Origin of the sequence: Cronobacter sp. EKM101R, from assembly GCF_963888145.1 — a bacterium.
Lineage (GTDB): Bacteria > Pseudomonadota > Gammaproteobacteria > Enterobacterales > Enterobacteriaceae > Cronobacter > Cronobacter turicensis.
Window position 1 is genome coordinate 125,797 of the sequence record NZ_CAWPHW010000062.1, and the last position, 13,659, is coordinate 139,455.

Here is a 13,659-nt window from a genome sequence, read left to right on the forward strand (position 1 = left end):
TAGGGTGGGTAAGCGTCAGCGCACCCACCTTTGCGTTCTGGCGGGTGCGCTCTGCTTACCCGCCCTACGGCCCCGAATGGGCCTGATCGTCTTATGTAGGGTGGGTAAGCGCCAGCGCATCCGCCCTACGGCTCGGAATGGGCCTGATCGTCTTGTGTAGGGTGGGTAAGCGCCAGCGCACCCACCTTTGCGTTCTGGCGGGTGCGCTCTGCTTACCCGCCCTACGCCCCCGAATGGGCCTGATCATCTTATGTAGGGTGGGTAAGCGCCAGCGCACCCACCCTGGCCAAAATGCCCGGAATTTACTCCCGCACCAGCAGAGTCAGCACCTCGTAATGCGCCGTATGCGGGAACATATCGAACAGCTGCACGCGGGCGATGCGATAGCCGGGCAACTGTTTAATATCTTTCGCCATCGTCTGCGCGTTACAGCTCGAATAGACAATATAACGCGGCGCCATACGGCTCAGATACTCGCACAGAGCTTCGCCGATGCCCCGTCGCGGCGGGTTAACGAGAACCAGATCCGGCACGGCCTGCTGGCCGGTCGCGAAATCGGTCGAATCCAGCGCCTGAAAATGCACGTTGCGCAGCCCCAGCGCCTGCGCCGACGCGCGTGCGCTGGCAATCGCTTCCGGCGCGATTTCAATGCCGGTCAGCGTCATCTCAGGTGTGGCGCAGTGCAGCCCAAAGCCCCCGACGCCGCAAAACAGATCCCACATATGATTCACCGGCAGCGCGCGCACCCAGTCGCGCGCCGTGGCGTACAGGGCGCTCGCGACCGTCGGGTTGGTCTGGAAAAAGCTCTGCGGACGGATCCACAGCGGCACGCCGTTGAAATTTTCCGCGAGCGCTTGCTGCTGCGTCAGCCAGATCTCCTCGTCGCCTTCCATAATCGCCATATGCACCGGCTGAATATTGGCGGTCACTACTTTAAGCTGCGGCAGTTGCGCCAGCAGCGCAGGCAAGGCGGCGCGCAGTTGATCAAGTTTCTCCTTCGAGCGCAGCACAAAACGCAGCATTAGCCCGCCGTCGAGCGTGCTCTGCGTCAGCAGCAGGTATTTCAGCTCGCCGCGTTTACGGGCGACGTTGTATGGCGTCAGGCCCGCGCGGGCGATAAACGGTTTTATGGCGGCGAACACGGTATAAAACGACGCCGGATAGAGCGGGCATTCGGTCAGATCCACCGGCGTGCCGTCGCGATGCAGCATGCCGAGCAGCGGTTTTTCCACGCTCCCGCTCACCACCATTTTCGCTTTATTGCGAAACGCCTGCTCCGGCCCGCTCACCGGCGCGCCCCACTCGCCCACCGGCAGGTCAGCCAGAAGCGTTCGCAGGTCGGTCATTTTGGCGGCAAGTTGGGTGTCGAGGGGCTGTTCAATCCACTGACAGGAGCGGCAGCGCCCGGCGTCATAGAGTGCGCAGTGCATAGCTAAAAACCTTAAGGAAAACGCGGACCGGCGATTCTATCACGCCGCAGGATTACTGTAGTCGGAAAAAACGTCGGCTACGGGCGGGAATAAACAGCAGCGCCAGCACCAGCAGATCCGGCAGCTTTTGCATCACCAGCGAATGGAAAATTTCACGGCGCGAGCCGCCCGCGATACTGAACAGCTCAGGATATCCCCAGCCAAGCGAGGCCGCCCACAGATAACCGGTGGCGATAATCTGGGTAAGCAAAAAGCCCCAGCGGCCCCAGCCGCGGCCTTGCAGGATAACGAACGCGCAGCGGAATTCGATGCACAGTAAGACGAGGCTTGCGAAGAAAATCAGCGTCAGGCTCCAGGTCTGTACGCTGCGGTGGATAAAATCCATCACGCCGCGCACGCCCAGCAGGTTGAAAATCATCAGCAGATCCAGGCAGCGCGTAGAAATAATGCCTATCGCCGCCACCTGTACCAGCGTAGGAGCGTTCATTCGGGCGTGTGACTGTCGCGCTTTGCTGAAAATGTCCAAATCTCGCCTTCCCTGTGAAACAGCGCCGCGTCATACGCGGCGCCGGGTGCACATGATTGCAGATTTTAGGCGGTTCAGCTATGCCTTGCACGCTGGACATCGCGCAGTCGCTGCTTTTCTGCCCGCGCCATAAAAAACCAGGCGATCAGACCGATAACGCCGACCACGCCGAGGATAATCGACGCCAGCGCGTTGATCTCCGGATTGACGCCCATACGGACGCTGGAGAAGACCAGCATCGGCAGCGTCGTGGCGCCAGGGCCCGACACAAAGCTTGCGATAACGAGGTCATCGAGCGAGAGCGTAAAGGCGAGCAGCCAGCCGGAGACCACCGCCGGCATGATCATCGGCAGCGTTATCACAAAGAACACTTTCAGCGGCGCGGCGCCGAGATCCATCGCCGCCTCTTCTATCGAGCGGTCCAGCTCACGCAGGCGCGAACTGATCACCACCGACACATACGCGGTACAGAACGTGACGTGCGCCAGCCAGATGGTGAGCATGCCGCGATCGGACGGCCAGCCAATCGCATGACCGAGCGCCACAAAGAGCAGCAGCAGCGACAGCCCGGTTATCACATCCGGCATCACCAGCGGCGCGGTCAGCATAAACGCAAAGCCGTTCGAGCCGCGAAAACGCCCGAAACGCACCATCACCACCGCCGCAATGGTGCCCAGCACCACCGCCATCGTCGCCGCGCAGGCGGCAATCGTCAGGCTCAGCCCCACGGCGTTGATCATCGCCGAATCGCGGAACAGCTCGCCGTACCAGCGGGTCGACCAGCCCGCCCACACCGTGACCAGTTTTGAGCTGTTAAACGAGTAGATAACCAACATCAGCATCGGCGCGTAGAGGAACGCAAAACCGATAATCAAAATCAGAATGCGCCACGGGGAGCGCACCACAGGCAGATTATTCATGCATGGTCTCCCATCGTTTTGTTCTGGTATTTGTGGAACCACATGATGGGTACTATCAGCACCACCAGCATGGTGATCGCCACCGCCGAGGCCACCGGCCAGTCGCGGTTGTTAAAGAACTCCTGCCAGAGCACGCGGCCAATCATGATGCTGTCCGGCCCGCCGAGCAGTTCCGGGATAACGAACTCCCCCACCGCCGGGATAAATACCAGCATTGAGCCCGCGATAATCCCGCCTTTGGTGAGCGGCACAATAATGCTGAAGAACGTTTTCACCGGGCGCGCGCCCAGGTCGAGCGACGCTTCGACCAGCGAGTAGTCGATGCGCGTCAGCGCGGTGTAAATCGGCAGCACCATAAACGGCAGATAGGCATACACAATCCCGATATAGACCGCGAGATTGGTGTGCAGGATAGCGAGCGGCTGGTCGATAACGCCGAGCCACAGCAGCACATTATTCAGCACGCCGTTCTCTTTCAGGATGCCCATCCAGGCGTAAACGCGGATAAGAAACGACGTCCACGACGGCAGGATCACCAGCAGCAGCAGGATGTTGCGCGTCGACGGCTTGCTGTGCGCCACCGCCCAGGCGAGCGGATAACCGAGCAGCAGACAGAACAGCGTCGAAATCGCCGCCACCTGCAACGACTGCAAATACGCTTCGAAATAGAGCGGATCGTCGGTCAGTTGCAGGAAGTTGCCGATATTCAGCGTCACCGATAGCTGATCGTCCGCCCAGCTCATCAGATCGGTATACGGCGGGATCGCGCGCGCCATCTCCGCCAGGCTTATCTTGAAGACGATTAAAAATGGCAGCATAAACAGCAGGATCAGCCACAGGTATGGCAGCGCGACCACAAGCTTACGGCCATGCGCCATTTGCAGGCGCGCGAGCCAGCGCCGGAAACCGCCGGGCGCGGCGGACGGCGGCTCGCTTTGACGTTCAATAGTGCTCATCTGTCGCTCCTTACACCGTCAGCACAACGCAGCTGTCCGCGTCCCAGCACAGGCGAACTTCATCGCCCCAGGTGGGCGCGCCTTTGCGGTAGCGGTGCGCGTTCTGCAACTGCGCGCTGATCATCTGCCCGCTGTGCAGCCGCACATGATAGATGGAGAGATCGCCGAGATAGGCGATATGCACCACTTCACCCACGCCGAAGTTGAAGCCATCGGCAGGCGGCTCGTCGCAGAGCATGACTTTTTCCGGGCGCAGCGCCACGTGGACCGGCACGCCGTCCACCACGGAGGCGTCCGGGTCCACTTTCAGCGGATGCACCAGCCCCGGCGCGTCGATGATTAACCCGTCGTCGCGACGCTCGCGGAGCAGCCCGTCGAAGACGTTCACCGAGCCGATAAACTCCGCGCTGTAACGGGTGGTCGGGTGTTCGTAAATCTCTTCCGGCTCGCCTATCTGCACAAACTTGCCGCGGTTCATGATGGCGATGCGGCCCGCCATCGTCATGGCTTCTTCCTGATCGTGAGTCACCATCACGCAGGTCGCGCCGACGCGCTCAAGAATATCCACCACTTCGAGCTGCATACGGTCGCGCAGCTTTTTATCGAGCGCGCCCATCGGCTCGTCGAGCAGCAGCAGTTTCGGGCGTTTGGCGAGGCTGCGGGCCAGCGCCACGCGCTGACGCTGGCCGCCGGAAAGCTGGTGCGGCTTACGCTTCGCGAACTCCTGCATATGCACCAGGCCCAGCATCTCTTCGACGCGGTTGGCTATCTCCGCCTTCGGCAGTTTGTCCTGCTTCAGGCCGAAGGCGATATTCTGCTCAACCGTCATGTGCGGAAAGAGCGCGTAGGACTGGAACATCATATTGATGGGACGCTGGTAGGGCGGCACGTGGGAGAGATCCACGCCGTCCAGAACAATCTGCCCGGCGGTAGGAATTTCAAAGCCCGCGAGCATGCGCAGAAGCGTCGATTTTCCGCACCCGGAGGCGCCGAGCAGCGCGAAAATTTCGCCTTTATAGATGGTCAGGCTGACGTCATCGACGGCGTGCTGGCCGTCGAACGATTTGGTCAGGTTACGGATTTCCAGCAGCGGGGTCAGCGCCTTGCGGGGTTTCGCCTGTGGGCGGGGAATAGCGTCGTTCACTACATTGCTCTCCGGCAAAAAGCAAAAGTACCTGTGCGGCCCGGTTGCCGCACAAATGGCAGAACAGAGGCGCGTGTCCTCTGTTCTGTTGTGGGGCAGTTGCACCGCCCCGATGCATACCGTTTACGGTAAAACGGCCTTATTTACCGCTTTTCACTTTGGTCCAGGCGCGGGTTCTGACGCGATCCAGCTTCGGCTCCTGCACTTTAAGCGTAAAGAGTTTGGCCATCACGTCCGGCGGCGGATAGATGCCCGGGTTGTCACGCACTTCTTTGCTCACCAGCGGCGTGGACGCTTTATTGCCGCTCGCGTAGTAGACGTGATCGCTGATATGCGCCATGACGTCCGGACGCATCAGGTAGTTGAGGAACTGATACGCTTCGTCTTTGTTTTTGGCGTCCGCAGGCATCGCGAAGACGTCAAAGAACGCCAGCGCGCCCTCTTTCGGAATGGTGTAGGAGATGTTGACGCCGTTCTTCGCTTCTTTCGCGCGGTTCGCCGCCTGCCACACGTCGCCCGCCCAGCCGATCGCCACGCAAATGTCGCCGTTCGCCAGATCGTTAATGTACTGCGAGGAGTGGAAGTAACGGATATTCGGACGCAGCTTCAGCAGCAGATCGGTCGCCGCGCCGCTGTAGTCGTCCGCTTTGCTGCTGTTCGGATCTTTGCCGAGGTAGTTAAGCACGGTCGCGAAAATTTCTTCCGGGGCATCCAGGAAAGAGACGCCGCAGCTTTTCAGTTTTTCGAGGTTTTCCGGTTTCAGCACCAGATCCCAGCTGTTCAGCGGCACATCGGTACCAAGCGCGGCTTTCACTTTGTCCACGTTATAACCGATGCCGGTGGTCGCCCACAGGTAAGGCATCGCGTATTTGTTATCGGGATCGTGCTTCGCCACCAGCTTGAGGATTTCCGGGTCGAGGTTTTTCCAGTTCGGCAGCTTGCTCTTATCCAGCGGCTGGAACACGCCCGCGGTGAGCTGGCGCTCAAGGAAGCTTGCAGACGGCACGACGAGGTCAAAACCGGTGCTGCCCGCCATCAGTTTGCCTTCCAGCACTTCGTTGGAATCAAACACGTCATAGACGACTTTAATGCCGGTCTCTTTGGTGAAGTTGGCAATCGTGTCCGGGGCGATATAGTCGGACCAGTTATACACGTGCAGCGTTTTCTGTTCAGCCGCCAGGGTCGTCGCGCTAACGGCCATCAACGCACCGGCAACCACACCCGATAACCATTTTTTACTCTGGGTGGACATATCTGTTTTCCTTCTGAATAAAGGGTAAAAGTCCGCATCGGCGCGAACTAAATTTACGCAATTAAACATATGCAAGATTCATGCATAGATGGTCATTCTGCGCAGAAAAAAGAGCGCGGCTCTCCGGCAGACGTTGCACGCTGTATGCAGCTTCGCAAGGATAACTGTAGCCTGACCCCGAGGCTATAGCCCGGAATAAAAAACGCCTTTTAACAATTTTTTAGTCAGATTTGGTCTACGTGATAAGCCAAAATGGCAATGTGAGCGGTGATTTATGCTATCGCAACAGTTTATATACAGAATAATAAATGGAAATACGCAGTCGCCCTGGTGGCGACTGCGCTAAAAGCAGGCGGGATCAGTGAAGAAAATGGTTATTCACTTCGGGTTCCCCTTTTTCGTCCTCTTCAGGGGAATAAATCAGCTGGTGCGCGCGGGCTTCCATAATCACCATCGAGGTCTGCTGTTCGCTCTGGCGGTAAAAGGCTTCGAATTGCTCAACCGTCACGCCCACTTCCACGAGCAGCGTCTGACAGACCACCAGCTTCGGCAGGTTATCATCCTGAATATCGAGAAAGGCTTTTAAGGTCAACGAGCCGGCATTGATGGCCGAGAGATCGGCGGCGACCGTCAGCAGCGCCGAGGGCTTGATTTCCGCCATCGCGGAAAACATCACCACGTTATCCACCAGGTCTATCTTGGCGTCGAACACGCCTTCGAAATTCTGCATATGGGGGAGATGGAGCGCCTGGCAGGTATCACACTCGAAAAAGCTCACGCCGAGGTTATCGAGCCAGCGGCGCAGGGTGTCCAGCGTTGGGACGACGAGTGAATCCATAAAACCTGTAGCCTCTTGTAGTCAACAAACATGTCAATCGGATAGCTTACGCAAAAAACGGACGTTATACCATGACGCCGGATCAGCCGCCGGTTTTGAGGCAGTAGTCGGGCCGCGCGTGGCGCTCTATCCAGCTAATCATTTGCCCGGCGATATCCAGCCCGGTCGTTTTCTCGATGCCTTCCAGGCCCGGCGACGCGTTTACTTCCATCACCAGCGGGCCGCGGTCGGCGCGCAGAATGTCGACGCCCGCGACGTCAAGCCCGAGCGTTGCGGCGGCTTTGATGGCGATGTCGCGCTCGCGCTCGCTTATCTCCGCGATACGCGCCACGCCGCCGCGGTGCAGATTCGAGCGGAAATCGCCTTCTTTCGCCTGGCGCTCAATAGCCGCGACCACGCGGTCGCCCACCACCAGGCAGCGGATATCGCGCCCTCGGGCTTCTTTTATATACTCTTGCACGAGGATATGCGCGTTAAGCCCGCGAAAGGCGTCAATCACGCTTTCGGCCGCCTGACGGGTCTCCGCCAGCACCACGCCGATGCCCTGCGTACCTTCCACCAGCTTCACCACCAGCGGCGCGCCGCCCACCATATCGATAAGATCGCTGGTGTCGTCCGGCGAATGGGCGATGCCGGTGACCGGCAGATCGATGCCCTGACGCGCCAGCAGTTGCAGCGAGCGCAGCTTATCGCGCGCGCGGGTGATGGCGACCGATTCATTCAGCGGATAACTGCCGAGCATTTCAAACTGGCGCAGCGCGGCGGTGCCGTAAAAGGTAATGGCGGAGCCAATGCGCGGGATCACCGCATCGAAATGCGGCAGCTGACGGCCTTTGTAATGCACGCAGGACGCCGCGGGGTTGATGGTCATATAGCAGGAAAGCGGATCGAGAATTTCCACCTGATGGCCGCGTCGCGTCGCGGCTTCGCGCAGGCGTTTACAAGAATAGAGCGTACCGTCCCGGGACAAAATGGCGATTTTCACCCTGCACCTCTCTGAACACGTCTTGTGAAAACCGGCCTATCATACACTCCCCCGCGCGGGCGGGGGAATGCAAAAAGGCTTAGCGCGTCGCCCAGCCTTGCTTATGCAGATAGTCGAGAATAAACGGACGATTCTCTTTGATGATGGTGCGGCGGATCTGATCGCTCCAGGTATCGCGGCGGGCGTTGCTGTCGCGATGCATATAGTAGCTGGCAATCTCTTCGTCGTACTCGGCGAGCAGCTCGCGGTCGACCGGCTGATAGCGGTTTTCATGCACCATCAGGCCCGCCGGCATACGCGGTTTCACCTGCGGGTCGTCCGCCGGCCAGCCAAGACACAGGCCAAACAGCGGCAGGACATGTTTCGGCAGGCCCAGCAATTCCGTCACCGCTTCAATGCTGTTACGAATACCGCCGATGTAAACCCCGCCGAGACCGAGCGATTCGGCCGCGACCAGCGCGTTTTGTCCGAGCATCGCGGTATCCACCACGCCGAGCAGCAGCTGTTCGGCCAGCCCAAGCTGCGCGTCCGGGCAGATTTGCAGATGGCGGTTGAAATCCGCGCAGAAGACCCAGAACTCGGCCGCTTTCGCGACGTGCGGCTGGCCGCCGGTCAGCGTCACCAGCTGCTCGCGCATCGCGCGGTCGGTCACGCGGATAATGGAGCTGCACTGAAGGAAACTGGAACTGGAGGCGGACTGCGCCGCGTGGATAATCGCTTCACGCTGGGCGTCGCTGATGGGCTCATCGGTATAATGGCGAATGGAACGGTGCGAGCAAAGCAGCTCAATCGTTGGCGTCATCACGTTTTCCTTATTCCTGGTGTGTTGAAAAGCAAGCCACGGGCTCGCTCCAAAACTCATCAGTATAATCGTAATGCGCCAGATGGCGGTTAACGGAACGTTGCGTTTAGAAAGGAAAGTGAAACCGGCCGTTACAGCCGGCGTCTGCCGCTCCTGCGATGGCGTAGCGTGAGCACGAACAGCCAGCAGAGCGACCCGATAGAACACCAGAACAGCGCGCTGAAAATCCACGCCAGCTCCTGCCAGATGGAGCGCCCTTCTCCACTCCACAGATGCAGAATGACCAGACAGATCGGCGCGGCAAGCAGCGCGCCCAGCAGCGGCTTAAGCTCGCGGCCCCGTCGGGCGCAGAGACCCGCCACTGCGCCTGGCAGCATGAAATATAAAATGCCTAAATCCATCGATCCGCAGACCGGCGGCAACGTGCCTGGCACCATTTTTTGCGCCAGAAAAACGGCCAGGAACAGAATAAAACAGCAGACAGTCGCGGTCCGGCTATGACGTCGCATCAACAGATATCCCCCTGATAGTGCCTGTATCAACCTGATCTCCTCTCCGCCCGTGCGGATGTTTAGTCAGATAAAGCATGGCGGCAGTCCGTGCCTCATAATTAACTGCGGGTAATAGAATATTCTTGCTGGCCGATACTATACATAACGATTAAACTAGCGGCGGCTAAAAGCTTATGCAGACGAAATAACGGCGCCGGAAAAAGCGCACTTCCGGCAAAACATAAGCAAAATCCTAGCCCAGAAGCCTCTCCTTTTCAACAACTTACTGGTAAACAAGAAGTTAGCCTCCGTGAATATAAACGTCGCAGATTTGTTAAACGGGAATTACATCCTGTTATTATTTGTGGTGCTGGCGCTCGGCCTGTGTCTTGGTAAATTACGCCTGGGTTCTGTGCAACTGGGTAATTCCATTGGCGTTTTAGTGGTTTCATTATTATTAGGCCAGCAGCATTTTTCGATTAACACCGACGCGCTTAACCTCGGCTTTATGCTGTTTATTTTTTGCGTCGGCGTTGAAGCCGGTCCCAACTTTTTTTCTATTTTCTTTCGCGACGGTAAGAATTATCTAATGCTGGCGCTGGTGATGGTCGGCAGCGCCCTGCTTATCGCGCTCGGTCTTGGCCGCGCGTTCGGTTGGGATATCGGCCTGACCGCCGGGATGCTGGCAGGCTCGATGACCTCCACCCCCGTGCTGGTGGGCGCAGGCGATACATTGCGCCACGCGGGAATGGAAGGCACGCAACTCGCCCAGGCGCTGGATCACCTGAGCCTCGGCTATGCGCTGACATACCTTATCGGTCTGGTGAGTCTGATCTTCGGCGCGCGCTATCTGCCGAAGCTGCAGCACCAGGATCTGCAAACCAGCGCCCAGCAAATTGCGCGCGAGCGCGGTCTCGACACCGACGCCAACCGCAAAGTCTATCTGCCGGTTATCCGCGCCTATCGCGTGGGGCCGGAACTGGTCGCCTGGGCCGACGGCAAAAACCTGCGCGAGCTTGGCATTTATCGCCAGACCGGCTGTTACATTGAGCGCATCCGCCGCAACGGCATTCTCGCGAATCCGGACGGCGACGCGGTATTGCAGATGGGCGATGAGATTGCGCTGGTAGGCTACCCGGACGCGCACGCGCGTCTCGACCCGAGCTTTCGCAACGGCAAAGAAGTGTTCGACCGCGATCTGCTCGACATGCGCATCGTCACCGAAGAGATCGTGGTCAAAAACCACAATGTGGTGGGCCGCCGTCTTGGTCAGCTTAAGCTCACCGACCACGGCTGCTTCTTAAACCGCGTCATCCGCAGCCAGATTGAGATGCCGATTGACGATAACATCGTCCTTAACAAAGGCGACGTCTTACAGGTGAGCGGCGACGCCCGGCGCGTGAAAACCATCGCCGACCGCATCGGGTTTATCTCCATTCACAGCCAGGTGACGGATCTTCTCGCCTTCTGCGCTTTCTTTATTGTCGGCCTGATGATCGGGATGATCACCTTCCAGTTCAGCTCGTTCAGCTTCGGCATCGGTAACGCCGCCGGTCTGCTGTTCGCCGGGATCATGCTCGGCTTCCTGCGCGCCAACCACCCGACGTTCGGCTATATCCCGCAGGGCGCGCTGATGATGGTGAAAGAGTTTGGCCTGATGGTGTTTATGGCGGGCGTGGGCCTGAGCGCGGGCAGCGGCATCGGCCACGGCCTCGGCGCTGTAGGCGGCCAGATGCTCTGTGCGGGCTTAATCGTCAGCCTGCTGCCGGTGGTGATTTGCTTCCTGTTCGGCGCGTATGTGCTGCGCATGAACCGCGCGCTGCTGTTCGGCGCGATGATGGGCGCCCGCACCTGCGCACCGGCCATGGAGATTATCAGCGATACCGCGCGCAGCAATATCCCGGCGCTCGGCTATGCAGGCACCTATGCGATAGCCAACGTTCTGCTGACGCTCGCCGGTACGCTTATCGTCATCATCTGGCCCGGCACATAAAAAAACGAGAAATTTTGCAGATGGCGCGAACTTTTCGAAAAAGCGCCAGTCTCAATTAGTGCCACTGCTTTTCTTTGATGTCCCCATTTTGTGGAGCCCATCAACCCCGCCATCTTGGTTCAAGGTTGATGGGTTTTTTGTTGCCTGAAATTTAAAACCCATTAAATCAATCGCTTATATCCACCCTTTCCTATGCATGGCGACAAAGTGGCGACAGCGCTTTTGCTATGGCGACAGCAATCAATAAAAAACCCGCCAGCGGCGGGTCAATATCAGTAAGCTAATGGTTCCTGCATTCCTTTCGGATGTGGCGGTGCAGCGCTAATTTTTTCGGACAGCTGACAGATCGAACAAAAGTCTCATGTGTCACGAACATATGCCCACACTCAAGCTGTTTCATCCGATGGAATGAAGCCGTCAGTTATCCATAATGGCGCAGCATCGGGTCGTACAACGTATGTGTGAGGTCTAACCAGTTCTTATTTTTTGCGGTATTTAAATGACGACTCAAACAGCATCTCCGTTGTAGTGTTTGCCTTTCAGCTAAGCGTTGGTTATGTTACGTAAATGGAAGCAAGTTCGAGCATCAACCATATGCATAAATTGTAATTGATAAGAAGGTGATTACCGGATGACAGCTTAAAAATGACGGTGACATCTCTTTTGATCTGCTTTTGATTGATAGCAATCCAAAGAACTTTTTTCTCACATAATGTCAATAAAGACTATATTTTTGATAGAGGATTCAGTTTAATCAATGATGATACTTGACTTATAGCTATTGACGGAAACCATACAGTTAGAGAACTAACTAAACTACCAAACAATCGTTTGATTGTTCATGGCAGTTCTTCGTTTTTTGCATGTGCCGAAATCGAGATAAAGATCATTGCAAAAGCAACAAAATGTATCACAAATGGCTTGAGGTTCAATTGAAAGGTTCGTAATATGAATAAATGCACAGTGGAAATCCTTGACGTTATCAACAAGTCTTCTCTTGTTGGTAATTCAGCGACGTCATTTATTAAAATACTTGAGGCTTCAGAAGATATTATAATAAATGATAACAGGCTTATATTTCAAGAAACTGAATTTCAATTTCAAGCATCTGATTATGGAGTTAATTCAGAAGCTTTATATATAAAAATTGAGCTAGATGTTATTGACGAAGAAAAAATCCATTCATTTTCGAAGCTCATTAGAACATTGAGAAAAATAATAACGGAAAGTAATATTGGGAAAATGCAAATAATATGGGACGATATTAGTAAATATTATTGCATACAAGCATACCCTAAGATTTACGAAATTGAAAACATGATGAGAAAACTCATTACAAAATTCATGCTTATTAATGTGGGTGAGCTTTGGGTTAAGCACACTTTACCGGAAGATTTTTCATTCGGCAAAGGGAATGATAAAACCAAGAAAAAAGCAGATTACGATATAATGTATCAAACAGATTTTATACAACTATCTGATTTCTTATTTGATGCTTATAGAGAAATGGATGTTGCAGAATTAATAAGAAAACTAACACCTTTAGAATATGATAAGATGAATGCAGAGCAACTTCGCGATATAAAGAAAATAATTCCAAAATCGAATTGGGAAAAATATTTCACAACACATATACAGTCCGATCCTTTAATAATAAAAGAAAATTGGAAAGAACTGTATGATTTGCGCTGCAAAGTTGCACACAATAGAGATTTTTCTAAAACTGATCTTGACAGGGTTTTAAGTATCATTGACTTATTGAAACCTATTATATTGAATGCAATTACTAAAACTGAAACAATAGAAGTAGATAGAAATGATAAGAGCGAGCTAGCAACACAGTTTGAAGATAAATTAAATAATGAGTTGACGTCTGAACAAAAGAAATTTATTCATGCAATTATGAGTATGTACCATTCATTAAGAGAATCATATAAGAAATGTATAGGTAAAGAAGAATATGATATGAGCATCCAAGTATCAGAACTCGTTGGTACCGTAGTCGATTCGGGCGCATTTGGGAACATAACCAAAAATGAAATTATGGATATTCTAATTAATAGCGCAGATAAAGAAAAAGTCCGACTACTAACTACATTAGAAATGAATGATATCTCTACCAAAGCCAATGTTATAGAATTCATGGCAAACACTTTTATAAATCAATAAGCAACTAATTGTGTTATTTTTAACAAAACAGACATCAATCGCTGTTCAAATATACAGTCAAGTTTAGCCCTTAGACGTGAGGGCTTTTTTTATGGCAGTACGAAAACTCGGTACAGGAAAATGGATTTGCGAAAGGTGGTTTAAAATTTCATT

Annotated in this window: 13 protein-coding genes and 1 pseudogene; 3 read left to right on the plus strand and 11 right to left on the minus strand. The window is 54.8% G+C overall.

Going from position 1 to position 13,659, the window contains the following annotated elements; translation table 11 throughout:
- Nucleotides 1–302 precede the first annotated feature (302 nt).
- The 10 genes from rlmC to ybjM all read right to left on the minus strand — a co-directional run bounded on the left by rlmC (nucleotide 303) and on the right by ybjM (nucleotide 9,362).
- The gene (gene rlmC, locus AACV31_RS20950) at nucleotides 303–1,430 is read right to left on the minus strand and encodes a 23S rRNA (uracil(747)-C(5))-methyltransferase RlmC (protein WP_165153477.1); all 1,128 of its coding nucleotides are present in this window, start codon (nucleotides 1,428–1,430) and stop codon (nucleotides 303–305) included.
- 52 nt (nucleotides 1,431–1,482) lie between these two features.
- Nucleotides 1,483–1,917, minus strand: coding sequence for a YbjO family protein (locus AACV31_RS20955; protein ID WP_049787142.1), 435 nt, complete (start codon nucleotides 1,915–1,917; stop codon nucleotides 1,483–1,485).
- 113 nt (nucleotides 1,918–2,030) lie between these two features.
- Nucleotides 2,031–2,876, minus strand: coding sequence for a putrescine ABC transporter permease PotI (gene potI / locus AACV31_RS20960; protein ID WP_007768676.1), 846 nt, complete (start codon nucleotides 2,874–2,876; stop codon nucleotides 2,031–2,033).
- Nucleotides 2,873–3,832, minus strand: coding sequence for a putrescine ABC transporter permease PotH (gene potH, locus AACV31_RS20965; RefSeq protein WP_165153475.1), 960 nt, complete (start codon nucleotides 3,830–3,832; stop codon nucleotides 2,873–2,875). Before potH ends, potI begins: the two co-directional genes overlap by 4 nt.
- 10 nt (nucleotides 3,833–3,842) lie before the next feature.
- Complete coding sequence (potG, locus tag AACV31_RS20970) at nucleotides 3,843–4,976, minus strand: putrescine ABC transporter ATP-binding subunit PotG (RefSeq protein WP_105581804.1); 1,134 nt, start codon at nucleotides 4,974–4,976, stop codon at nucleotides 3,843–3,845.
- A 139-nt stretch (nucleotides 4,977–5,115) separates the two neighbouring features.
- On the minus strand, nucleotides 5,116–6,228 hold the full coding sequence (gene potF, locus AACV31_RS20975) for a spermidine/putrescine ABC transporter substrate-binding protein PotF (protein ID WP_041923378.1): 1,113 nt from the start codon (nucleotides 6,226–6,228) through the stop codon (nucleotides 5,116–5,118).
- 358 nt (nucleotides 6,229–6,586) lie between these two features.
- Nucleotides 6,587–7,066, minus strand: a complete 480-nt coding sequence (locus AACV31_RS20980) for a YbjN domain-containing protein (RefSeq protein WP_075198756.1) — start codon at nucleotides 7,064–7,066, stop codon at nucleotides 6,587–6,589.
- 82 nt (nucleotides 7,067–7,148) lie between these two features.
- Nucleotides 7,149–8,051, minus strand: coding sequence for a 30S ribosomal protein S6--L-glutamate ligase (gene rimK / locus AACV31_RS20985; protein WP_015740669.1), 903 nt, complete (start codon nucleotides 8,049–8,051; stop codon nucleotides 7,149–7,151).
- A gap of 79 nt (nucleotides 8,052–8,130) precedes the next feature.
- The gene (nfsA, locus tag AACV31_RS20990; protein WP_007768667.1) at nucleotides 8,131–8,853 is read right to left on the minus strand and encodes an oxygen-insensitive NADPH nitroreductase; all 723 of its coding nucleotides are present in this window, start codon (nucleotides 8,851–8,853) and stop codon (nucleotides 8,131–8,133) included.
- 131 nt (nucleotides 8,854–8,984) lie between these two features.
- Nucleotides 8,985–9,362, minus strand: coding sequence for an inner membrane protein YbjM (gene ybjM, locus AACV31_RS20995; RefSeq protein ID WP_015740668.1), 378 nt, complete (start codon nucleotides 9,360–9,362; stop codon nucleotides 8,985–8,987).
- Nucleotides 9,363–9,654: 292 nt separating this feature from the next.
- On the opposite strand from ybjM, the gene AACV31_RS21000 reads away from it, so the two are divergent.
- Complete coding sequence (locus tag AACV31_RS21000; protein ID WP_165153473.1) at nucleotides 9,655–11,337, plus strand: aspartate:alanine antiporter; 1,683 nt, start codon at nucleotides 9,655–9,657, stop codon at nucleotides 11,335–11,337.
- 272 nt (nucleotides 11,338–11,609) lie between these two features.
- Here the strand turns inward: AACV31_RS21000 and AACV31_RS21005 are convergent.
- Nucleotides 11,610–11,728: pseudogene (locus AACV31_RS21005) on the minus strand (ogr/Delta-like zinc finger family protein); the annotation flags it as partial.
- 389 nt (nucleotides 11,729–12,117) lie between these two features.
- Between AACV31_RS21005 and AACV31_RS23240 the strand changes: the two are divergent.
- On the plus strand, nucleotides 12,118–12,273 hold the full coding sequence (locus AACV31_RS23240; protein WP_370459579.1) for a hypothetical protein: 156 nt from the start codon (nucleotides 12,118–12,120) through the stop codon (nucleotides 12,271–12,273).
- 12 nt (nucleotides 12,274–12,285) lie between these two features.
- A complete protein-coding gene (locus tag AACV31_RS21010; protein WP_165153471.1) occupies nucleotides 12,286–13,506 on the plus strand; it encodes a Swt1 family HEPN domain-containing protein in 1,221 nt (406 codons plus the stop codon).
- Nucleotides 13,507–13,659 lie beyond the last annotated feature (153 nt).